The organism is Paenibacillus sp. cl130 (genome assembly GCF_900116035.1).
Lineage (GTDB): Bacteria > Bacillota > Bacilli > Paenibacillales > Paenibacillaceae > Paenibacillus > Paenibacillus polymyxa_B.
The window spans coordinates 442,323-465,349 of record NZ_FOYG01000003.1; the positions used below are offsets into that span (position 1 = coordinate 442,323).

The following is a 23,027-nucleotide window of genomic DNA, read 5'->3' on the forward strand; positions in this document are numbered from 1 at the left end:
CTTAGAATATTTTTCGGTCGGTGTATTTCTTGGCCAAATGGTTGGCGGACAATAGCAAAACAATACCGATCACTGACTTGAACAGGCCAACAGCTGTACCGAAGCTATACTGTCGCCCAACGAGTCCAATCCGATATACATAAGTATCCAGAATATCTCCCGACTCATAGACAACCGGATTATACAGATTATAAATTTGATCGAAGCCGGCACTCAAAATATTGGTCAGACTCATCACTCCCATGAGCAGGATAATAGGCAGCATACCTGGCAATGTAATATGCCATACTTTTCTCCACCAGCTGGCTCCATCCATTCCTGCCGCTTCATACAGACCCGGATCAATCGAAGTAATTGCAGCCAAATAGACGATGGAACTGTAACCGAACTCCTTCCACACGTCTGTCCCAATAATCAGCGGCTGGAACCAGGTGTTGCTGCCGAGAAAATTAATATTCTCCAGACCGAAAAAAGCCAAAATTTGATTCACAATTCCATCCAAACTGAACATGTTAACAACCACGGATGCTAGAACTACCCAGGATAGAAAGTGTGGCAGATAAACAATTGTCTGTACGGATTTTTTAACGAATTTGATGCGGATCTCATTTAACAAAATGGAAAAAATGATAGCCATCATTGTTCCCAATAGAATCTTGGCAATGGCAATCACCAACGTATTACTAAAAACCTGTGCGATGTCTGGCAGCTTAAACATATAAATAAAATGCTTCAGCCCTACAAATTTGGAGCCAAACATCCCCTTGGCTGGTATATAATCCTGAAACGCCGTAATGACACCGACCATCGGAACATAGCTGAATACCAGTAAAAATAAAATTCCCGGAAGCATCATCATATGATACATGGCACCCGTGCCCAACCGAACTTTTGCTCTATCATTTCCCTGTTTCATGGATGGACCCCTTTCCTGAAGAAAGGCTACTTATCGCAGCCCTTCTAGCAGTTCATGATTGTTTATTTTTCGGATGCAGCCTCGTCTTCAATTTCCTGAATTACCTGGTCCCCACCTTGTTTCTTCCAATTGCTAACGAAAGTATCGAAGTAATCCAGAGATTCTGCACCAGTCACGATTTTGATGAAAGATTCCTGCTCCATCTTGGTCAGATTAGCCCATGTCTGTTTCATGCTTGGTGTAGTGCCAGAGAAAGCGGGTGTCATCCAGACGAATTTGTTTTCCCGTGTCAGTTTGTCGATGAGTCCCACTCCGTTGATACGCGAGTGATATTTCGCCCAGGCTGTTACGTTATCCGTATCCATATCGCTCAAGTAGGTTTGGATACTTTCAATATTGTTCTTTGATTCGGTTGTCCGGACCTGATCCAGACTGATCTCCCCTTTAATCCCGCGAACAACGTCAGAGTAATCATCCAGCAGCGAGGTAGCCGAGTTGACTTCAATATTAAAAGGTCTGGTAGAACCGTCTACGCCGTTCTCTTGATACTTGGCGGCTTCTGGCATAGATGTTTCCACATTTTTATCATTTGCCAGTTTATCGTAGAAAAGGTTTACTATTTTAACGGCGAGTTCCGGGTGTTCATATCCTTTTCTCACAACGATAAACTGATTGGCTGGATTGGCGTGTGCCACGTTTACCTTTCCGTCTGCATCCTCCAAAGTGTAAGCCGTGAATTTCGCATTCTTATCCATCTGCTTCACGCTGCTCAGACCCCAGTCGGGAATATGCCATGGTCCAAAAGCAATACCGCTTTGGCCGTTGGTGTACAGTGCCGTAATATCATCAAATGTGCGTGTTCCAAATTGCGGGTCGATGATGCCTCTCTTGAACCAATCTGCCATGACGCCTAACATCTGCTTGGTTTCCTTTGTTGTCGAGCCATAAACAATGCTGCCATCCTTTCCCTTCAACCAGTATTGAGGGAATGCACCCTTGGTGGAGGCAACTCCCAGCATGGTATAGGCGGAACCATTATAGTCACTTGTATTAAGGGTGTTCACAAAGGGAATACCTACCGGTTTCCCGGATTGGCCAGGATCTCTTTTCAGGAATTCCTTGGCCGTTTTCTCCACATCATCCAGCTTGATGGCCCCGTCTCCGTCTGCGTCAAGTTGGATACCCAGTAAATCCAGCCAATCCTGACGAACCCAGACCATGGTTGGCGCGGAATCTAGGGAAGTAGCCGGAAGTCCCATTAAACGTCCATCTATCGTCGCATTATCTAATGCACGGCCCTCATAAGATTCGTAAATGTTCTTGATGTTATCTGTGGCATACTGCTTGTAAATTTCCGTCATATCTTCAATCAGATCATTATCAACCAGTTCTTTGAGTTCATCCTTGGAATCGACACGCATCATGTCAGGCAGTTCCCCAGAGGCGATGGCGAGAGAAACCTGACGGCTGTAATCTTCTCCGTTTGCTTCAAATTGGTCTTTAATCTGAGCGTTAAATGTTTCTTTGACCAGCCGAGTATACGCGTTGTTCTCATACGTATCTCCAGCCGGCAGTTTCGGGTTGGCTGTAGTCACACGACCCATCGTTACGGTTATTTCGTCTTTATAGGCACTGAATGGGTCTCCCGGTGTTACCTCATACTTGCCCGCTTCCTCCGCAGTGGGAGGGTTGGAGGAACCCCCACAGGCTGCAAGGGTTGAAATCATCAGGGCAGACATCGACAACACGGCCAGACGTCTCGTCAACATGTTTCTTTTTATGAACCATTTAGTTCTCATCACATTCGATTCCCCTTCGTTTTGAATATTTCTCTATCATTGTTGTTTGCGCTTTCATTATAAGACTCGGAGAAGACAAATCGAGATAGGGATTGAACGTCTGTTTGGATAGAGAAATGTATACGGTTTCATTCGGGATCATGAAGCCATAGTTGGCTTGTAAGCATTTATCCTACTTACCGACATACATTTGTCTATCCTTACTTACTAATCAAAGTGAAGAACAAAAAAACCGGCAGCTCCTGAAACAGAATCTGTCGGCTTGATTAATGGAATTATAAAAGTGTCTTGTAGAATTTATCGTATCACATTCATGATGGTCTTCAGCGATGATTATGGGCTGCGGTCACCTCCACAGTCACTTGATCGCCCCCTTGTTCCTTCCATTCCTCGACAAATTGATCAAATGAATCGATCGGTTCAGCGCCTAAAATAATTTTTAAAAATGTATCATGTTCCAGTTTTGATAGTTCACCCCAAGCCTTCTCCATCGTTGGAGTTCGTATATAGGTAAGGCTTCGAACTTTATGGATGTTTGGATCGAAAAAATTTCTTCCGCCTACAAGAAGCGAATAACCCCGCATAAAGCTGTCGCTGTGTTCATTCCAATAGGAAATACCATATTGATCATAAGGCTTCAATTTGGTTTGTTTTATTGTCGAAACTAAGTTTTCCAGCAATTTGTATTCAGACTTGTCCTTGAAATCGGCGGGTGTTTTGGTTCCCATCAGAATATCCTGCGCTGCCTTCGATTCATATCGTGCTTCATCTGCCGGAGCAAAGAAATTGCGGCCCAGCATAAAACGCGTACCGTACTTGAACTCATCACGAAGGTACAGATTGTTAATTTTAATGATCGCTTCGGGATGAGCATATCCTTTTCGTACCACCAAGAATGAACTTGACGGATTATCCACCTTCACATGGTATGCTCCGTTTGCATCCAGCGGGAGTGCGTATGCTTGCCAGTTCGCCTCCGGCTCGTTCTGCCAAGCGCTCGGAAGGGGCCAGTACCCAGCATAAAAACCTTGAAAGAACATCCCCGCCTGACCGTTAATAACTGTTTCTTCCGCTTCTTTGCGGATACCCAGTTCTGGATCGAGAAGGCCTTTGGCGTACATTTCACGCAGTTTGACCAAGGCCTCCTTCGTTTCCGGTAGAACCGAACCGTATACAGGTTTTCCATCTTTGCTCAGCCAATATCCCGGGAAAGATCCAAATGCTGCGAAGATTGGGGTTAGATCAAAAGAAAAAGCACTGTTGTTGAAATCGTTATACAGTCCAGTGCTTGAAGCAAGGCCAATCGTATCCCGCTTACTGTTTCCATCTGGGTCATTCTCTACAAAGGCCTTGGCGATAGCTTCCAGATCATCTACCGTTTTCGGCGGCTTCAGTCCAAGACGGTCCAGCCAATCCTGTCGAATCCAGAGCATGCTGAAGTCTTCCGCTGTCACAGAAGGAACAGCCATCATCTTGCCATCGAAGGTCACTTGTTCCATAGCCAATCCGTTTGTGCTATCAATAATTTTTTTTATTTCCGGTGATGCGCTACTATTGTATGCCTCGGTTAGGTCTTCAATTTCTCCAGCCTTGATCATCTCGTTCAGCTGCAGCTGATTTACAATCATGGCATCCGGCAGATCATTGCTGGCGATAGCCAGATCGATTTTCTGACTCAGATTTTCCTTCGACACCTGCCATAATACCTGGACATCAATGTTAAGGTTTTGTTTAATCATCGTTTTCCATATATTCTTCTCAAGTGTTTCTCCTCCTGAGAGATCCGCGCCTGTTGGATCTACCACATATCCCAGTCGGATGGAAACGGGATATTCATATTTCCCCAATGGATCGGCAGCGGCAGTGTCCGAGATTGTTTTCGTTGGTCCCATTGGCGATTCCCGGAAGTATGGGTTGCTGAAATATACTGTCACTGTAATTAAGCTGACGACAAGAACACATGCAGCCATCTTCTTAATCATCGTTTTCCCTTCTTTCGCCCGGATTATTGGTCATCTGGGAGAGTACGCTATTTATCCCCTCTGCCGAGCTGTCGATATTCGCTTGGCAGCAGACCTGTCAATTCGCGAAAAATTCGGCTGAAATATTTTTCATCCGTATAACCCACTCGCTCCGCAATCCAGAAAATCGTGTTGGTTGTATTCAATAAATACTCTTTAGACTTCTCTATTCGTATAAATCGGGAGTACTCATTAAAGGTTTTCCCCATCAAATCCTTGAAGCATTGACTGAAATAGCTTCGGCTGATGTTCAGTTGTTGGGACAGACCTGAAGCTGTAAAAGCTTGGTCCAAATTATTTTGCATGATCATAATCGCTTTTTTCACGGCGTCTACAATTTCTTGTGAATACGAAGTCTGTTCATCTGCCTTACGAATGCCCACAGAGGTCTGCTTGATCCAATCTTCTACCTCGTACCAGGATTGAAAAGAATGGATCATTGAGATTCTACCCAGCGTAGTCTGAGCAAAAAGGTGATTCCATTCCATAACTATAGAGTATAGCAATCCCATCAGCTGGCCTTTATGCAGTCTTAGTGATTTGAACTGTTCAATCAGTTGGTTGTAATAACTGTCGTTGTGGGTCCATGGTGATAGGAACCAACTTTGCCTAATACGATCCATGTCTTCATCCTGCGGTTCTATTGGAAATGAGTCCTCCACATTCATCGAAACGGAAATGACAGGATCATAAGGATTGTATGCATAGAATAAGGACGTTTCTGTATAATTCATAATCCAGTTTTGGATTTGCGACCATGTTCGCTCTTGTACATCGGACATAACCAGCAAGGCGACTTGGGGAACTTGATCCAGGGATTCCTTCAGTTTATGGAACAGCTGATCCTCTACGTCCATGGGTGCCGTCCACATCCAGCTGTTCCGTTCAACCTCCCATCGGATCTCGTCTACATTGGATGTCAGTTCAATCGGCCAGCTCTGTCCTGACTTGCGATCCAGTGAAACAAGTGCATACACATGGCGATAATGGACATTGGTCTCACTTAGCAGAGGCAGCTTTCGTCTTGTATTCGCCAGCTCGTCAATCCGGGTATGTATTCGATGCAGCACGTGTTCGAATTGCTCCTTCTCGAGCTGAACTTTGGCTATATAGTCGATGGCTCCAAGTCTGAGCGCTTCCTGGATATAATCGAAATCTTGATGCAGTGTTAATACAACAATATGTAGTTCTGGATAGAGCTGCCTTGCAGCTCGCATCAGTTCAATACCTGACATCACCGGCATCGCGAGATCTGTCAGCATCAGATCGACCGGTTGGGCTTTCAGAAAATCCAGTGCTTTCAACCCGTTACTTGCTTCTCCTATAACCTCCATATTGAACTCGTTCCACGGCATCGCGGAGCTTATTCCTTTTCGTACTAATTTATCGTCATCCACTATCAATACCTTAATCATCCTCAGACATCTTCTCCTTTGATAGGAAGTATGAGCAGTATACTTGTCCCTGTACCCAATTCACTTTCGATCACCAGTTGTGCTTGATCTCCATACTGTGCCCTCAACATGCGGTGGACATAATTGAGTCCGATGCCCATCCCTACTTTTTTATGTTCAGCTATACGATTATTCAGAAGTCTTTGAATCGCTTCCTCGGTCATGCCTGCTCCATTATCCTGTATTAAAATATTCAGCGTTTTGGCAAGTGTAACTTCAATTTGAATAAAACCTTCGTCACTCAGTCCATGATAAAGTGAATTTTCAACCAACGGTTGCAGAATAAAACGAGGCACAGGTATTTGAAGAACTTGATCATCCGCTGAAATACGCACGTCAAATTCAAAGTCATATCGAATTTGCTGCAGGATTAGGTACTGTCTTAGCGCATCAATTTCCTCTTCCATCGTGGATACTTGCCCTAATTTACCCAAATTGTAATACAACAGCTTGTTTAAGGATTGCACCAACTTGTCAATCTCTCCTTGTCCGTTCATGACGGCCAGCCAGTGCACAGTATCCAGCGTATTCATTAGAAAGTGAGGATTGATCTGATATAACAATTTTTCCACTTCCAAATCTGCACGAATCTTCTCTTTATGCTGCACTTCCTTGAACAGGTCGCCGATTTGATGCTGCATATTTGAGAATTCTCCCAACAGAAAATCAAACTCGGGAATTTGAGTGCGGGTCTGGCTGCCTGCCTTTTGTGGATTCTGAGACATTCCGTTAATTTCCGAATGGAACAGACCGAGTGGTTTGTAAACCATCTTCCACAGAAGCCAAGCCAGAAATACGGTAAAGCCGAGAAAAAATAAAGCGACCAGTAATATTTGAAGCAACCATTGGTTTTTCTCCTGTTGATACTTAGCCTGCGAAATTACCGATATGACGCTCCAATTCTGACTGGAGTCCTCCTTAAACCAATGGTAATCACGGGATATTCCATCTTTTGCAGTACCTTTCGATATGCTGGAGAAATTCTCTCCGACCTTCATCGCTTCTGGAATTTCACTGTAAACAATGTTGCCCTCACCATTCAGGATTAAATGCGATAAAGCTCCTTTGTATTGATTGTAACCCAGTATATCCTGTGTAAGACGAAAGCCGGATTCGACGTAAATATATACATCGTCCCTTTGAGGCAGCTGTACCTTTCGCATAGCAGATAAAACAAGCTGATCATCAAATCGGTTCATACTCATATGGGGACCATAGTACGCAATGCCATATGATTTGGAAAGCACAGGCAAAGACTCGGGAGAAAAACGATCTTTGATGGGAAAGTTAGCGAACTGTGTAGTGCCTTCTTTCTGGAAATAGTATAAGGTCAGACCTATATTCGGATTAGTAAACGTTACGACATTTAACTCATTCTTTAATTCATCTCTAGCCTCAATCAATTCAAATATATTGGAGGAAGGCTTCAAGACTTCATCCAGTTTTTTTCCTAATGTACCACTATATGATAATTGCTGAGTAACATGATTCAGGTTGGTAATTGAATTTTCCAGTGATGAAGTTACCTGCTGTAGATTGCTCCGAATTCCATCATTGATTTTATTCGCAAAAATGGAATCAATGGTATAGTAAGAAATTGCAAATATACTGATAAAGGGAATAAACGCGCTGAGAAAAAACAATAAAAAGATTCTTTTTTTAAGTGTCATTCCGACCCATTCTCCTTAGGTAAATGAAAGAGCAAGCCCCTGGTTATGAAGCTTGCTGTTTATGAACAACAGCTCTATCAATTATCGTATTCCTCATAGGCAGCGACCTATTTGAAAATTGGCGACATCTTAATCCGATTCAGATTGAAAAAATCAGGATACTTGCATCTCAGTGAGGTCCAATTCTGTTCATAATTATAGATTGATATTCAAATATGTCAAACGCTTTCATGGAATTTATAGAACTTATTCTCCCTTCCTCTTTGCATATATGACTTGCCGTTTTTAATTGCTTATTGTAGTTGAATTTTCTGCATGTAAAAAAGGCTCACTCCGTCTTCAACAAGTGGAATAAGCCTTCTAAGCTTTCAATAACATTTTCTACTCCTAATTCTTACAAATGGTGTTGTTGATCAGGATTGGATGCCAAAGCAACAAATAATTTTTCTTCTTCACTCAGCGCTTGTAGAAATTGTTCTCCGGCCAGATTGGGAGCAAACACCAGGTAACGCGGCCTGACGATTCATATTTTTCCTTCTTTCGGAGTTTAGCTATAAACCTCTTGTTCCAGCACCCGATTTACAGCCTTGATAAAGGCAAGATAACCACCATCGGTATCGTTCCGATGAGGAAGAGCCAAAAACATTGTCTCTTCAACCTGGTTATCGTCTAACTCATAGCTGTTTGTCAGGATTTCTCTGATCTCATCGACGGGTGTACCGAGAGCAAACTTCTGAGCTGCTTTATAGATATCATAGTTCTCATAGAGATCCTTCCGTGTCACCTTCTGCAAATCGATAAAATCATATATTTTTTTAACGGAATACAGCACCGCCAGCACAATTGAGATCAGACCCGCACTTGTTAAAATTTCATTCATTCCCCATACCTCTTTCCCTTTCACTCAGTTGACAGCTTAGCCGATGAAACAGACGAACAAGGTAGTGCCCATCTCACATGCCGAACCTCCTTATCCTCTTTACTTCAGAGTTCAGCGTAACATTTTCACCATTAGTTTAGGATTAGGGTTTTCATATAGGTATAAAGATCATCTTAAGATTTAGTGGCAGATGAAAAATAAAGAGACCATGCTCCATAAGAGCATGATCTCTAATTACATAATGGTATTGTTACCTAGCCATCATCTCCAACCTGAAGCATACGGTAACCAACTCCGATATGTGTTTGAATAAACTTAGTTTGTGATGATGTTTTTTCTATTTTTTTTCTCAGCGTTGCCATAAACACACGCAGGGCAGGAATGTCATAGCTGTGGTTGCCCCAGATTTCATGCAGGATAAAATTATGGGTCAGTACTTTGCCTACATGTTTTGCCAGCAGGCAAAGCAGTTTATATTCGCTTGGGGTCAGGTGAATTTCTTCTTCACCAATCCATACGCATCCTGCTGCATAATCAATTTTCAAATTTCCATTAATAAAGATGGAAGCATCCTTCAGGAGCTTATCACTGTCATTTCGAATTCTTCGTAAACTGACTCGAAGTCTGGCCAGCAGTTCTTCTACACTGAAGGGCTTTGTTAGATAATCGTCCGCTCCGGCATCCAGCGCATCTATTTTATCCCGATCTTCGCTGCGTGCGCTGACCACAATAATAGGCATATTCGACCATGCACGAAACTTTTTTATGATATCTACACCATCCATATCCGGCAACCCCAAATCCAGAATCATTAGATCCGGCTGCTTGGATACTGCTTCTAAAATCGATGCTTCCCCTGTTTCAGCCGTATGATATTTATACCCCTGTGTCTCCAGCGTTGTCGTAATCAGCTTGCGGATGGGTTTATCGTCCTCCACAACAAGAATAAAAGGTTTATTCATGAACATTCACTTCCTCAGCTTGCAGGGTAAAATAAAAAACCGTCCCTTTAGGGATATTGTCCTTAACACCAATAGTACCTCCATGAGCATTCACAATTGATTTGCACAGAGAAAGCCCCAATCCTAATCCACGACGTCCGTCCCCATGAATGTTGTCTGCCGTATAAAACATCTCAAACAGTCTAACCTTGACTTCTTCTGAAGAAATACCGGGGCCATCATCTGAGATTTCTACAATGACTATATGTCTCTCGCGTCTTGCTGAAATTGTGATGTGAGAGCCATCTTGGGTATACTTGATTGCATTATCAATCATATTGATCAATACCTGAACAATAAGTCGGGAGTCCATTCGAGCCATCATCAATTCATCATCCAGTTCCGTCTGAATGACATGCTTCACACTGTTGCGATTCACATGAAGCAGAGCCTCCGAAATGACTTCCTCCATTAATTCTGCCTGAAAATTCAGATTTAGAGTACCACCTTCGATTCGACTAATAGACAGCAAATTTTCTACCAAATTGATTAACCACATGGAATCGTCATATATATCCGTATATAGACCTTTTTTCTGTTCCTCGTTTAGTACCTCTGGGTTTCCAAGAAGAATCCCCGCATTGCCTGAGATGCTGGTAAGTGGAGTGCGTAAATCATGAGAAATGGACCGAAGCAGACTGGCACGGAGTTGCTCCTGCTGGATTTGCATGGAAATCTCTTGTTGTCTTTCGTTCAGTTTTTCTTTCTCTAGCGCCAGCGCGCATTCTCCCAGCATGGCAAGCATTAGGCTATTTTCAAAAACTTCTAAAGGTTCTTCCTCATCCATTACAATAGCTGCCACCGCAAGAACCTGCTCTCCTCCACGCACCGCATGATATAGACACTTAGCGCCAAAAAAAGTATCCGTCGTTGCTCCTGCACGCTTGTTGTTTTTATATACCCACTCTGCAACTGCACGTTCGTTGCCTCCTGTGTAGACCCCTGGATCAACTGCAGATTCTTTCTTTGGAAAAAACTGCGGCGCCAACAGTACCCCTTGGTCAACTGAATAGAAAATGACCATTCTGTCCAACAACTTTACCATTTGATGTGCCATTTCATTAATAATAGCCGGAGAGTCTTTGGCCTGTTGCAATTTCCGGCTTGTTTCCAGAAGCACCTCGGTACGGTAAGCTTTTTGCGCGGATTGCCGAGCCTGCTCTCTTACTCGCATAGTCAGTGTACTCGTCATGAAAGAAGCAGCCAGCATGACCAGAAAGGTGACCGGATAGCCTGAATCATAAGCCTGTAAAGAATAATAAGGCTCGGTAAAAAAATAATTAAACACAAGTACACTCATAACCGAAGAAATGGCGCTATACATTCTGCCCTTAGTCACAATTGCATTTAACAAAACTCCCAGAATGTACACGGTGATAATGTTAGCTTCTCGGAATTCCAAATACTTAAACCACAAGCCAATAATTGTGCACACAGCCAAGATAGCAATGGTCTTGATAGTATCTGCCAACGACAGCAATGGGTATTTTTCGTAAAAAGGCAATCTTTTATAGAAGGAAGACTGAGTATAGGGGATAATATAGATTTCAATATTAGGAAGTAAGGCCGTTAGTTTATCACTTACATTGGATTTTGCAAGCCCTCTCCTCTTGTAAGGGGAGCGTCCTAGGACAATTTTCGATACACAGCTTGTTTTGACATATTCGGCAATCTGTCCTGGAATATCGTCTCCATACATCGTTGCGATTTGTGCACCCATTTGCTCAGCCAGCCTAAGGTTCTCCCTTAACTCTGCTTTATTTTTTGATGTCAATTCTCTCGCTTCTGGTGTTTCCACAAACAACGCGGTGAAATGACCATGAAAAGCTGCCGCCATTCTTGCTGCTGTTCGGATCACTTTCTTATTGGAAGCAGCCGAAGACAGACAGACCAGAATATGTTCTTTCGTATCAAATTCATTTCTTTTCGCCTGCTCACTGATTTGCTCCGCGATTCGGTTTAACTGACTTGCTGTATTACGCAAAGCAATTTCACGTAGAGTCGTCAGCTTCTCTTTGGTAAATAAATGAGCCTGTGTATTCTCCTCCTCAGGGTAAATCTTTCCCCTATTCAAACGTCCTATTAAATCATCCGGTTCAATATCGACTAATTCCACCTGATCAGCACTGTCAAATACACTGTCCGGTATGCGTTCGTCAACGGAAATGCCAGTAATGGAGTAGACAATATCCGTTAGACTTTCGATCTGTTGAACATTCATCGTCGTATATACATGAATTCCTGCGCGAAGAAGTTCCTCCACATCCTGATATCTTTTTTTATGTCGGCATCCTGCCGCGTTGGTATGGGCCAAATCGTCCAATAAAATAAGGTCAGGACTTCTCTGGAGCGCTTGGTCCAGATCAAATTCCTTAGTTGAGGATTCTTTATTTGAAATTTTGATGTAAGGAAGAAGTTCAAGTCCTTCCAACAACGCCGTAGTGTATGGCCGGGCATAATGTTTAATATATCCAACTACGATATCTATACCCTCTTTTTGCTCTTCGTGAGCGTCGCTAAGCATTGCACAGGTCTTCCCAACACCTGGTGCATATCCAACAAAAATTTTCAGTCTTCCTCTACTTTTTCTTACCGGCAAGTCAGTAATTCGATCAAGTATGGACCCGGCATCGTTCTGTTTTGCTGCCATCCTGTGCCCACCCTCTACTATATTCTCTCTCAATCCATAGTATATCATGAGCAAAATCAGTACCGTATTACGAATTTGCCTACAGCATTAAGATTGTATTAAGATCCGCTCTTATGTAATAACATCCTTAAAGAAGCCTCAAAATCCTGATTCTGTCCTAGCTTTCTCAGTGGAAGGATAGCAGCACAAAATAATATAAAAAGCTTTCACAAGCTGGTTCAGCCTTTTCTCATATTCACGGCATAGAAGATTGAAAAACAAGGATTCAATGCTTTGGCTTCATCTGTCATAGCACGTTTTGACATCTTCTCCTTCCATTTCAAATTTCATTGTTAGAATTTCCTATATGCTTGGTAATTGTAGAGCTGGCAGCAGACGCAGGCATTTCAGAAATGCAAATCGACACAAATGCTAGAACTAATAAAAACAAACTACATTTCTTCCACATCAATTCTTCCTCCTTAAGTCAGAGAAACCAATGAAAGTACCCTGCCAAGTAGACATAGTTTCTTCTTCATGTCTGACTGACAGGGTACAGTTCATTCTTTATAGTTTTTGCTTATTCTTATATTTTTCGGCTGATACACCTTATTATGGTATGCTCATGTTGTGCCACAAAGCTATTGTCGGGTACACATAAAGTCCATCCATCCGTTTGCTCAACGACATACCCTGCACCTGTAAATAAAAAGGGCTCGATTGTAATTACCAAGCCCTCTCCCTCTTCCAATACCGTGGCTACACAAATTCTTATTTACTAGGAAGAAGATAAAGAACTTACAAAAAGGTTTATAAATGTGTCAGGAGGATCTAGCTAGAGATGTTGGAACCAGAGGTTACATTAGTCAAATTGAGAAAGCAAATGCGATGCCCTCTTTTGAGATCATTAGCAAGCTTGCGGAGCGATTAAATTGCTCAATTAGACTGTGCCCCCGAGTTTCACCGCATTTATTTTTTCGAATAACCCCCTCTTCAGTTTTCCTTTTCACCCACATATCGATCAAGGCCTTGTCAGGTTTTCCAAAGTATGAACTGTACACTTTCCGGAAATATAATAAAATCTCTCATCTTTAGTTCGGGCAGTCGTTCCAAAATATAAAAAGCTGCTAAATAAGCGACTAATTAAATGGTCAATGTCCTTTTTTTCTTCGATAACTAGACGCAAAGCCAACGACATGAGCTTTTTATTGCGCATTGAATTATTCCAAGCTCTCTTTGCCCTGTAAGTTCATTCAAGAGTACTGGTTATTTTGTTGGATCATCTATGCTCCTTTGCCTTGAGATTAGTGAGTGATACTGACGGTTTCGATCAGTTTTATTCATATAACAATATCGAAGCTGTGTAGTATGGTTGAGGTTGTGAATATACTTGGCTGAATTATAATTAAGAGAAGTATGGATAAATGTATCTATTTAAGTGTATACACCCCGATATTTTTCTCATTTTATATGGACTAATATGTGAACCTACCGTAGCGGAATGAATCTCATATGTGATTTTGTAGAAGAATATTGAGTTGTGTTACCGCTTTGCATTTACATATTTTACAGTAACACAAAATTAAAATTTGCCCCTTTTCACATGATCTTAGTAGTCAGGTCAACTCCAGTTTCACTGTGGTAATCTCTAAGACAAAGTTTGAGGGCCAACTTTGTGTCCATTCCCCTTTAAGGGGTAAATGTATGTCTGGTAAAAAATGTACTGGTTGTTCATAACCCTCTCAAGGATAGAGACTATCAGATGCTTATGGAATGAAAAAAATGATTTAGATGTTCGGCAAACAATTTAGGATTTTCCATAGCGGCAAAATGACCGCCTTTATTCGCTTTCTCCCAGTACGTAATATTATAGGCGCGTTCTACCCAGCTTCGGGGAGGCGTGGGCAGCTCCTTGGGAAATAAGGAAACCCCTGTTGGAACAGTAACACGCTGATCTTCGGTGAAATGCAGTGGCATTTTGGTACCTTCAGTATATATTCGCATGGAAGAAGCAATCGAATTGGTAAACCAGTAAATCGATATGTTAGTGAGGATATGATCAAGTGAGAAAGACCTTTCGATATCCCCGTCACAGTCACTCCAACCTTGAAATTTTTCTACCATCCAGCTGGCAAGACCGGTTGGGGAATCACTTAGTGCAAAAGCCAGTGTTTCCGGCTTCGTTCTATGAAGGGCGCTATAAGCACCTTCTCGGTCCAACCACTCAGCTACGATGTCTAAGTAAGCTTGCTCTTCTTCGCTAACAGATGGTGTATTCGGAGTGAGGGGTGGCTTGTAGCTTCCTGGAATATAATTGAGATGAAGTCCCATCACCCGTTCAGGGTACATGAATGCTAACCATGTTGAGACCCCTGCTCCAATATCCCCTCCCTGAACCAAATACCTTTCATAATCCAAACGATCCATAAGTTTTGCCCAAAGCGTAGCTACGTATTTGGACCCCACTCCCGGTCGTGTGGGTTTACTCGAAAATGCAAAGCCTGGCAATGAGGGAATAATCACGTCAAAAGCCTCTTCAGCATGTCCACCATATAGTGATGGAGTTGTTAGATAAGGGATTAGTTCTAACATCTCTACAAATGATCCTGGCCATCCATGAGTCAACAACAGTGGTCGTGCGGATGTGCCTTCACCCCGAACGTGTACAAAGTGTATATCGAAGCCATCCACATGTTCCATAAACTGCGGGAAACGGTTTAACCATGCTTCCTGTTCACGCCAGTTGTATTCCGTGCTCCAATAATCAACTAATCTCTTTAAAAAGGAACGGTCTGTCCCCAGAGCCCATGGTTCTACAGAGAAACTCGAAGGCCATCGAACCTGTTTTAGTCTGATAGACAGATCATGCAGTTGTTGCTCTGGAATTGAAATTTTGAACGGTTCCATTCATTGTTTCCTCCCTTGTAGATTAATTTACGATCAGAAGGATTCCATTGTATGATGGATCTGTTCATTAATAAAATTGAAATATTCAAAATCATTATCATTTTTATCGATAGAAATTAAACCTAAGGAGAACATCGATGGAAATTAGACACCTTATTACATTTCAGGCGATTATCGAAATCGGAAGTTATACAGGGGCTGCATTGCAATTGGGATACACTCAGTCCACGATCACTGCCCATATACAGTCGCTTGAAGAAGAGATTGGCGGGGAGCTTTTCACTTACGAAAGAAGGCACTTGAAACTTACTCAATTAGGGAGAGAATTAATACCTCTGGCAGAAGATCTACTGGCTACTCATGACCAGATTAGAAATATACGAAGCAACCAGGAGGTTAAAGGTGCTATAAAGGTGGCTGCACCAGAGTCTTTAACAATTTCTAGATTAAGCCCGATTATAAGGGAATTCTCTTTGAAATATCCTCATGTCAAATTCATCCTTATCAACGGTACATGTGAACAAAACCAGGTTGACTTAATCAGTGGACGTGTAGATGTGGCTTTCATGGTCTACCCGGAAATACATCCGGAAAAATGCATTCATTATTCTTTGGCCCAGGAGAACATTGTCCTGGTGTGCAGCAATGACGGTCCAGACCATTTCGATGAATATAAGCGAGAGAACACCAACCATTTTTTTATTACGAATGAAGAAAGCTGTAGTTATCGGACCATGTTTGAAAGATATCTTGTAAAGCATGATATTCACCCATTTCAAACCATGGAGTTATGGAGTATTGAGGCGATTAAACAAACCGTTATGAGTGGGCTTGGATTTTCTTTTTTGCCTTATATTACAGTTAAAGAAGACGTGAATAGAGGAAAACTTAAAATCGTAAGTCATTCCGAAAAGTTCGATCCGATATACTCCCATATGCTGATTAAAAAGAAAAAGTGGTTATCTCCAACAGTAAAAGCTTTCTCTGAATTTGTGATAAAGTCGATCCGTGAAACGGATAACGAACTCGAAAGTTCAAGATGACTACCATTTGTTGGATAATTGGTAATCGGGCCATGTTCTTGTCCCTCGACATTCCTTCCATGTCTCGTCAGCATATTGATCAAACAATTCGCCGGCTTCCACAAATTTGTCAGAGATTCAATCAGTTCTCGAACCAAATTAAATTCGCCGCGATATGAAATAATATCAGCAAGTCAGCGCTTGATACAAGAGACAAACGCAGTTTTGTCTTAAATGCATTGTTTGTGGATGGAGAAACCTACTGATTTTTCAACTCGATTCCCAGCTTTTCTTTTGTCCATTTGGTATGATTTCTCCTGGTTTGAACTTAACATCTGAACCCCATGGTCACAAATACGTAATTGTTACCGGTTGATCGTATTTACCGTTCTTATCTCCAGCCTGGCACATGTAGTTTTTGTGTCACCCGGCTTGTGACCGCTCGCTATTGCTGCTGCACCCGTTCAACACGGCCGACATGTCAACACACCTACCATCAGCAGACTGCCGATCCGTCTTCTTTTTACTTTCGTTCAACTTTGTCACCCCAGTCTAGGTAATGTAGATTACAGCATTTATAATAATGAATGAATCAGGTAACTGCCCATACTAACTTTACAACATTTATTGCACTAATTTAGGATACTGGAAATTGGATATCAGTGTTGCATTAATGCAATCTCCCCTGGACAGGCAAAAGCATCCCTGCAGGGCTGCCTCTTCTGCTGCAATCATTCATACTAATTACTCGTATATTTTATCCAGTCATGTTCAGCATACAACGTATGGACATAGTGTGTTTAACTAATGCCAACTTAAAGTTTCACCCGTCGATTGCGCTTGCTTGGGATAACAGGTCGGATATCTCGATTTTGCAAAAGGTCCAGCATGCCATTGGTATCGTAATTTACGTTCCTTTCGATTCGCTTTTTTTAGAAAATAGAATGATATTGTTATTTTTGATAGAACATGCTATGATTGCGCCAAATAAAACCATTATTTGCAATCAATTTACATATTAATATTTAATAACCCAATGTTTATGATTACTATACTTTCTCCAACACATAACTGGAGTTGTCAATAAATGAACAGAGACCAGTATATGGTGACTCTCCTCTCGTAGTTCACTTTTAAATTCAATAAATGTAAGCGATTTCATGTCTATTTCTCGTGCCCTCTTCACAGCAGTTCTCCTTACGGGTAGAGGTCTGAGTATATTCTTGAGTTTGATAAATTTACGAATAGCTCGGCTTTGGACCATATAAAAAAACGGAGGTTATTGTTATGATTAGAAAATGTCTAGCTTTATTTCTCTCCTTCACTTTATTGCTTGGTGTCTCTCTCGTGCTAAGTGTAGATGCTGCCAATCGACCACTGGCTAAACTCCCTGGAAATTCCAACCCTCTAGTGGATCATAAATTGGGAGCTGATCCCTATTCATTGGTATATGGTGGAAGGGTGTATGTCTACATGTCAAGTGATACGTATGTTTATAACAATGATGGATCGATTAAAGACAATGACTTCAGTGCACTGGATCGCATCCAGGTCATTTCCTCCGCGGACATGGTGAATTGGACGGATCACGGAACGATACCGGTCGCAGGTGCCAACAACAAGAACAACGGTAGAGGCATTGCCAAATGGGCCTCTAACTCCTGGGCTCCAGCAATTGCGCATAAAAAATTGAATGGCAAAGATAAATTCTTTCTTTATTTTGCCAATGGTGGGGCAGGAATTGGAGTCCTGACAGCAGACACGCCGATCGGACCTTGGACAGACCCCCTCGGTAAAGCGCTTGTGACACATAGTACGCCTGGAATGGCTGGCGTGACATGGCTTTTTGATCCGGCTGTGTTGGTGGATGATGATGGCACAGGATACCTGTATAGCGGTGGGGGAATTCCTAACGAATCCGATCCCGCTTCCATTGCTAATCCTAAAACAGCTAGAGTGATCAAGTTGGGGGCCGATATGATAAGTGTTGTTGGAAGCACAACCACCATTGATGCACCTTACTTATTTGAAGATTCCGGTATTCATAAGTACAATGGCAAATACTATTATTCCTACTGCATTAACTTTGCCGGGACACACCCGCCACAGTACCCTGCAGGTGAAATCGGCTATATGGTCGGCGATAACCCGATGGGCCCCTTCACTTATAAAGGCCATTTCCTGAAAAACCCCTATACATTCTTCGGCGTTGGCGGCAACAACCACCATGCTGTATTTAACTTTAAAAATGAGTGGTACGTCGTGTATCATGCCCAAACGGTCAGCAAGGCACAAATTGGAAATGGAAAAGGCTATCGCTCTCCTCACATTAATAAACTGGTGTACAATACCGATGGAAGCATCCAGGAGGTACAAGGGAATATGACTGGAATAGCTCAGCTATCCAATCTAAATCCATATACCAGAGTTGAAGCGGAAACCATCGCGTGGCAGGCGGGTATTACGACCGAGCCCACTCAAGCCACTGGCGGTCCGGTCAGTAATCTGAATGTGACCAATATTCACAATGGGGACTGGGTCGCTGTCGGGAAGGCTGATTTTGGCTCTACCGGAGCAAAGACGTTCAAAGCCAATGTTGCCACAAGTGTCGGTGGTAGTATTGAAGTACGTCTTGACAGTGAGACAGGCCCTTTAGTCGGCACCTTAAAAGTACCTTCAACTGGAGGTATGCAGACCTGGAGAGAAGTAGAGACCACGATCAATAATGCAACTGGGGTTCGCAACATTTATCTGGTGTTTACTGGGACAGGAAACGGCAATCTATTTAATTTGGATGCCTGGCAGTTTACCCCCAACACGGGGAACAATACGGGGACAAAGGTTGAAGCTGAGAACATGAACATTGGCGGCACTTATGCGGGCAAGATCAGTACACCTTTTGACGGGGCTGCTCTGTATGCCACTGCTGACTATGCATCATACTCACAGTATTTTGCCAACCCTACGCATAATATCTCAGTACGGGGGGCTTCAAGCAATGCTAGTACGGCCAAAGTGGACTTGGTTATTGGAGGAGTAACTGTGGGTTCCTTTTATTTCACGGGCAAAACGCCGACTGTCCAAACTTTATCCAACATTACTCACGCTACCGGAGATCAGGACGTCAAACTCACCTTGACGAGCGATGACGGAACCTGGGATGCCTACGTGGATTTCATTGAATTTTCATTATGATCGCTCGTATTTATCTTAGACAAATGTTTACTATATTGAGAATGTATGGGTGTTTCATCCTCAGTGACTTACAAGTGTAACCCATGGAAAACGCCCTCTGGTGCTCGGGATTTGCTAGGGAAGCTCCCTAGTGTAATCTCGGGCACCATTTTACCTTAAATGGGTCCCTTTATATCCGCATTACAAAAATTGACATTTCGTATTAAAATAAGTAGTATAATTAGAAACATTTATTAATTTCTCGTTCCTCTCTATTCAAATTCCTGATCCTATCTAATTTAAGGAGTGAAAATGCTATGTGCGCACGAATGCTAAAAGCGAATGCAAGGAATGTAATCGGTAATTATTGCAAATGGATCGCGACTGGTATGATTTTAACTCTCACGGGATGCTCCCTTGCATCCGCCACCCCTTCGCCCTCTTCCTCAAGTAAAACCAGTAGTGAACCCGTCTCCTCCCTAGTTACATTTCAATTGCAAGAGGCTACGATTGCTCAGATGCAGGACGCGATGAAGTCAGGAGCACTGTCGAGTGTCGAACTCACCGCCCTGTACCTTAACCGCGTATATGCCTATGATTCTAGTGGCATTCGGCTGAATTCCATCCCTGTTCTGAACCCCGACGTACTAAAAGAAGCCGCTCAGGCTGATCAACTAAGGGTACAGGGTATTAAGACCGGTCCACTGCAAGGCATCCCCTACACGGTTAAAGACAGCTACAAGGTTAAGGGACTCACTGTCGCTTCTGGATCTCCAGCTTTCAAAAATCTGATGGCAAAAGACGATGCCTTTACAGTAGAGAAGATACGCAAATCCGGTGGGGTGCTCATTGGTAAAACCAACATGCCACCAATGGCAGCAGGGGGAATGCAAAGAGGCGTTTATGGCCGTGCTGAAAGTCCGTACAATCCAAATTATTTGGCTGCAGCTTGGTACTCTGGCTCCTCTAACGGATCTGGCGTATCAACAGCCGCCAACCTTGCTGCCTTCGGTATGGGGGAAGAAACGGTATCCTCTGGAAGATCACCAGCATCTAACAATGGTTTAATTGCCTACACGCCATCGCGGGGCCTAATCTCCATTCGGGGGAATTGGCCGCTCTTCCCTATACGGGATGTCGTTGTCCCACATACGAGGACTGTCGAGGACATGCTCCGCTTGCTTGACGTGATCGTTGTAGAAGATAAGATCACCAAGGGGGATTTCTGGCGAGAACAGAAAGCCGTTCGACTCCCTTCTGTCAACAGTGTCCGTCCCAAATCCTATTTAGAGCTGCGAGACATTCAAGCTTTAAAAGGCAAGCGCATTGGCGTTCCGAAAATCTATATTGGTAAGGACCATGAAACCACAACTCCGATCAAATTCAGACCTTCGATACGGGCATTATGGGAAAAAGCTGTAAAGGATTTAACTGCTCTTGGAGCTGAGGTTGTGGAAGTTGACTTCCCCTTGCAGGCGAACAGCGAGAAAGACCGGGCAACAGCAAAAACACCTGAGGAACGTGGTTTGATGCCGGCAAAGTGGGTTGAAAAGGAATTCGGATTGCTTAATCCTTATGCTGCTGAGGAATTCCTTAAAAGTGTGGGCGATCCGAATTTTCCGTCATGGGCTAATATCGACCCTGCAACCGTCTTCCCAAATCCGCCCGGTTCGGTAGATGCCAAACGTGGCAGAGACCTTGGCCACTATGACGTATTTATTGAAACCATAAAGAAAGGCGTCACCCCTTACGAACAAATTTCCCAGTTTCATGAAGGACTACGGGGGCTTGAAAATGTGCGAAAGATTGATTTTGAAAATTGGATGAAGCAAAACAACCTTGATTTTATTGCATTCCCGGCAAATTCGAATATCGGCAAAGCTGACTCCGATGTGAATGAAACATCCTATGAGGAGGCTTGGGAGAATGGCAACTATTTCTCCAATACGAATTTCATTCTACGCGAGTACGGTATCCCAAGTGTGTCTGTGAGTATGGGCGCTATGAAGGATACCGGAATGCCCGTTAATCTGACGATGGCAGGTGCCGCATACAGCGATAATGACCTGCTTCGTTACGCTTATTCCTATGAGCAGGCGACCAAAAACCGTCCTATTGCAGCACGCACGCCAGCGCTTGAGGATGAAACCTTTTCCTATAACCCGCAAACTGCTCTCCCACCCTCTAAACGCAAGGAAACAGGAGCCCCTGAACTTAAGTTGAATGCTTCGATCACGGATGATGTTCTCGAATTGGAAGGTTCAGTCTCAGATCAAAGCGATATCGCGCAGCTTAAAGTTTATGTCAATGGCATTCGTGTCGTTATTACAGAAGATAAAACCAATTGGTCAGCAACGCTTCCAACTACTAAATACAAACAGGGTGGTTCCTCCCAAGCCGATACGCTGCATATTCTCGTACTGGCCAAGGATATTTACGGAAATACCTCTGCTCAAGTCAAGTCAGTCACTTTACCCCAATGACGAAGGACATCATAGAACTCACTATAATTGTGGGTTCCATGACCGTAAGGTTCTCATTAGGGAAGCCATCGCTGCAGCTGGCCTGAGCGACGGGATAGAGTGTAATATCCTATTCCTATTGCTGTTGCAATCCCGCTTCCATTTAATTGCTATTTGAAGGGAGCGGGCTGTAGCCCAGCTATCACCAAATAACTTATGGTCGAGAGTACAGAATTCTTAGGAGACCTAAGAATTTTTAGTGCCTTCATGCATTTTTTATAAGAGTTTCTCCATAAACCCTAAATTTGATAGAGACAAGGTATTAGTCAATCCTCAAGAAAGGCAATACGTATCAATTCTTTTACTCTGCTCAACTTCTTCGAATCAAAATTCTGCAACATACTTAAGATTTCATTTTTTTGTTGTAAATCTATAGGTGAGCTAATCTTGTTAGTAGATAACTTGTAATCTTCGTGTTCATCCTCTGCTTCAACAGGAACCATTTCTGATCCAACCCATGAAGTTTCCAATACTTCTCTCATTAATTCTGAAAGAAAGCGTATCTGATCGAGGTTATAACGACTTAGAAAAATCCTAAAATTATCATCCATATGTTCATGAAGTTGCTGGTGCAATTTGAAAGCTTGCTCACCAGATGGAGTTAAACGAAATAATACTTCTTTTTTATTGGAAGATAATGATTCAGCATGTATAACTCCTAGTTTCACCAGCCGCTGAGTTATTTTGGATACGCTACCTCTAGGAATACCAAAATGCCTAGAAATTGTAATGCCATTGACTGGCTCTAATTCTCCTATAGCATCCAAGACATGGAGCATCTGAACAGATGCTTCCTTTAAAAATTCGATAACGACCGATTCAGTAGCATTTTTAATCATCCATCTTCTTTCTTCATCTTCGCCTTCTGACTGAAATCGCTTCTGTACAGCAGCAATGTGACCTATTATATCTGTTATTAAAAGCGTTTGTTCAACATTATCATTCATTTTTACAATCTCACTCTCTTACTTTTAAGATTTTATATTAGAGAATAAAGAAATATTCTCAGATTTTATATTTCTAGTATACCAA

General features: G+C 42.7%; 14 protein-coding genes. 4 read left to right on the forward strand and 10 right to left on the reverse strand.

All coding sequences use genetic code 11. The annotated features are described in order from the left end of the window. Nucleotide 1: 1 nt before the first annotated feature. The 8 genes from BM358_RS11090 to BM358_RS11125 form a co-directional block, all read right to left on the reverse strand. Complete coding sequence (locus BM358_RS11090; RefSeq protein WP_023988799.1) at nucleotides 2-916, reverse strand: ABC transporter permease; 915 nt, start codon at nucleotides 914-916, stop codon at nucleotides 2-4. 62 nt (nucleotides 917-978) lie between these two features. Beyond that, nucleotides 979-2,715, reverse strand: a complete 1,737-nt coding sequence (locus BM358_RS11095; RefSeq protein WP_028541592.1) for a type 2 periplasmic-binding domain-containing protein — start codon at nucleotides 2,713-2,715, stop codon at nucleotides 979-981. A gap of 323 nt (nucleotides 2,716-3,038) precedes the next feature. Further along, on the reverse strand, nucleotides 3,039-4,697 hold the full coding sequence (locus BM358_RS11100) for an extracellular solute-binding protein (RefSeq protein ID WP_028541593.1): 1,659 nt from the start codon (nucleotides 4,695-4,697) through the stop codon (nucleotides 3,039-3,041). Nucleotides 4,698-4,744: 47 nt separating this feature from the next. Further along, nucleotides 4,745-6,151, reverse strand: a complete 1,407-nt coding sequence (locus BM358_RS11105; protein WP_028541594.1) for a response regulator transcription factor — start codon at nucleotides 6,149-6,151, stop codon at nucleotides 4,745-4,747. A 2-nt stretch (nucleotides 6,152-6,153) separates the two neighbouring features. Next, nucleotides 6,154-7,860, reverse strand: coding sequence for a sensor histidine kinase (locus tag BM358_RS11110; protein WP_028541595.1), 1,707 nt, complete (start codon nucleotides 7,858-7,860; stop codon nucleotides 6,154-6,156). 547 nt (nucleotides 7,861-8,407) lie between these two features. Beyond that, nucleotides 8,408-8,740 carry a hypothetical protein gene (locus BM358_RS11115; RefSeq protein ID WP_023988804.1) on the reverse strand — a complete coding sequence of 111 codons (333 nt, stop codon included), beginning with the start codon at nucleotides 8,738-8,740 and terminating at the stop codon, nucleotides 8,408-8,410. Nucleotides 8,741-8,994: 254 nt separating this feature from the next. Then, nucleotides 8,995-9,702 carry a response regulator gene (locus BM358_RS11120; protein WP_028541596.1) on the reverse strand — a complete coding sequence of 236 codons (708 nt, stop codon included), beginning with the start codon at nucleotides 9,700-9,702 and terminating at the stop codon, nucleotides 8,995-8,997. After that, entirely contained in the window at nucleotides 9,695-12,391 is a 2,697-nt protein-coding gene (locus BM358_RS11125; RefSeq protein ID WP_028541597.1) for a sensor histidine kinase, read from the reverse strand. Before BM358_RS11125 ends, BM358_RS11120 begins: the two co-directional genes overlap by 8 nt. Before the next feature lie 795 nt (nucleotides 12,392-13,186). Here BM358_RS11125 and BM358_RS27165 point away from each other — a divergent pair. After that, nucleotides 13,187-13,465: a helix-turn-helix domain-containing protein gene (locus tag BM358_RS27165; RefSeq protein WP_081819217.1), complete on the forward strand. Its 279-nt coding sequence runs from the start codon at nucleotides 13,187-13,189 to the stop codon at nucleotides 13,463-13,465. Between the two features lie 663 nt (nucleotides 13,466-14,128). Here BM358_RS27165 and BM358_RS11140 read toward each other — a convergent pair. Beyond that, nucleotides 14,129-15,277, reverse strand: coding sequence for an epoxide hydrolase family protein (locus tag BM358_RS11140; protein ID WP_028541598.1), 1,149 nt, complete (start codon nucleotides 15,275-15,277; stop codon nucleotides 14,129-14,131). 137 nt (nucleotides 15,278-15,414) lie between these two features. On the opposite strand from BM358_RS11140, the gene BM358_RS11145 reads away from it, so the two are divergent. The 3 genes from BM358_RS11145 (at nucleotide 15,415) to BM358_RS11155 (ending at nucleotide 21,956) form a co-directional block, all read left to right on the forward strand. Continuing rightward, the gene (locus tag BM358_RS11145) at nucleotides 15,415-16,320 is read left to right on the forward strand and encodes a LysR family transcriptional regulator (RefSeq protein ID WP_028541599.1); all 906 of its coding nucleotides are present in this window, start codon (nucleotides 15,415-15,417) and stop codon (nucleotides 16,318-16,320) included. A 1,266-nt stretch (nucleotides 16,321-17,586) separates the two neighbouring features. Next, a complete protein-coding gene (locus BM358_RS11150; RefSeq protein WP_028541600.1) occupies nucleotides 17,587-19,494 on the forward strand; it encodes a carbohydrate-binding protein in 1,908 nt (635 codons plus the stop codon). 296 nt (nucleotides 19,495-19,790) lie between these two features. After that, the gene (locus BM358_RS11155; RefSeq protein WP_028541601.1) at nucleotides 19,791-21,956 is read left to right on the forward strand and encodes an amidase; all 2,166 of its coding nucleotides are present in this window, start codon (nucleotides 19,791-19,793) and stop codon (nucleotides 21,954-21,956) included. Between the two features lie 305 nt (nucleotides 21,957-22,261). Here BM358_RS11155 and BM358_RS11160 read toward each other — a convergent pair whose 3' ends face one another. After that, on the reverse strand, nucleotides 22,262-22,942 hold the full coding sequence (locus BM358_RS11160) for a winged helix DNA-binding protein (RefSeq protein WP_025723225.1): 681 nt from the start codon (nucleotides 22,940-22,942) through the stop codon (nucleotides 22,262-22,264). Nucleotides 22,943-23,027 lie beyond the last annotated feature (85 nt).

What these genes read in the sequence shown, in the direction of transcription:
- BM358_RS11090 (WP_023988799.1), bottom strand. Translation starts at nt 916, where the DNA reads ATGAAACAGGGAAATGATAGAGCAAAAGTTCGGTTGGGCACGGGTGCC.
- BM358_RS11095 (WP_028541592.1), bottom strand. Translation starts at nt 2,715, where the DNA reads ATGAGAACTAAATGGTTCATAAAAAGAAACATGTTGACGAGACGTCTG.
- BM358_RS11100 (WP_028541593.1), bottom strand. Translation starts at nt 4,697, where the DNA reads ATGATTAAGAAGATGGCTGCATGTGTTCTTGTCGTCAGCTTAATTACA.
- BM358_RS11105 (WP_028541594.1), bottom strand. Translation starts at nt 6,151, where the DNA reads ATGATTAAGGTATTGATAGTGGATGACGATAAATTAGTACGAAAAGGA.
- BM358_RS11110 (WP_028541595.1), bottom strand. Translation starts at nt 7,860, where the DNA reads ATGACACTTAAAAAAAGAATCTTTTTATTGTTTTTTCTCAGCGCGTTT.
- BM358_RS11115 (WP_023988804.1), bottom strand. Translation starts at nt 8,740, where the DNA reads ATGAATGAAATTTTAACAAGTGCGGGTCTGATCTCAATTGTGCTGGCG.
- BM358_RS11120 (WP_028541596.1), bottom strand. Translation starts at nt 9,702, where the DNA reads ATGAATAAACCTTTTATTCTTGTTGTGGAGGACGATAAACCCATCCGC.
- BM358_RS11125 (WP_028541597.1), bottom strand. Translation starts at nt 12,391, where the DNA reads ATGGCAGCAAAACAGAACGATGCCGGGTCCATACTTGATCGAATTACT.
- BM358_RS27165 (WP_081819217.1), top strand. Translation starts at nt 13,187, where the DNA reads ATGTGTCAGGAGGATCTAGCTAGAGATGTTGGAACCAGAGGTTACATT.
- BM358_RS11140 (WP_028541598.1), bottom strand. Translation starts at nt 15,277, where the DNA reads ATGGAACCGTTCAAAATTTCAATTCCAGAGCAACAACTGCATGATCTG.
- BM358_RS11145 (WP_028541599.1), top strand. Translation starts at nt 15,415, where the DNA reads ATGGAAATTAGACACCTTATTACATTTCAGGCGATTATCGAAATCGGA.
- BM358_RS11150 (WP_028541600.1), top strand. Translation starts at nt 17,587, where the DNA reads ATGATTAGAAAATGTCTAGCTTTATTTCTCTCCTTCACTTTATTGCTT.
- BM358_RS11155 (WP_028541601.1), top strand. Translation starts at nt 19,791, where the DNA reads ATGTGCGCACGAATGCTAAAAGCGAATGCAAGGAATGTAATCGGTAAT.
- BM358_RS11160 (WP_025723225.1), bottom strand. Translation starts at nt 22,942, where the DNA reads ATGAATGATAATGTTGAACAAACGCTTTTAATAACAGATATAATAGGT.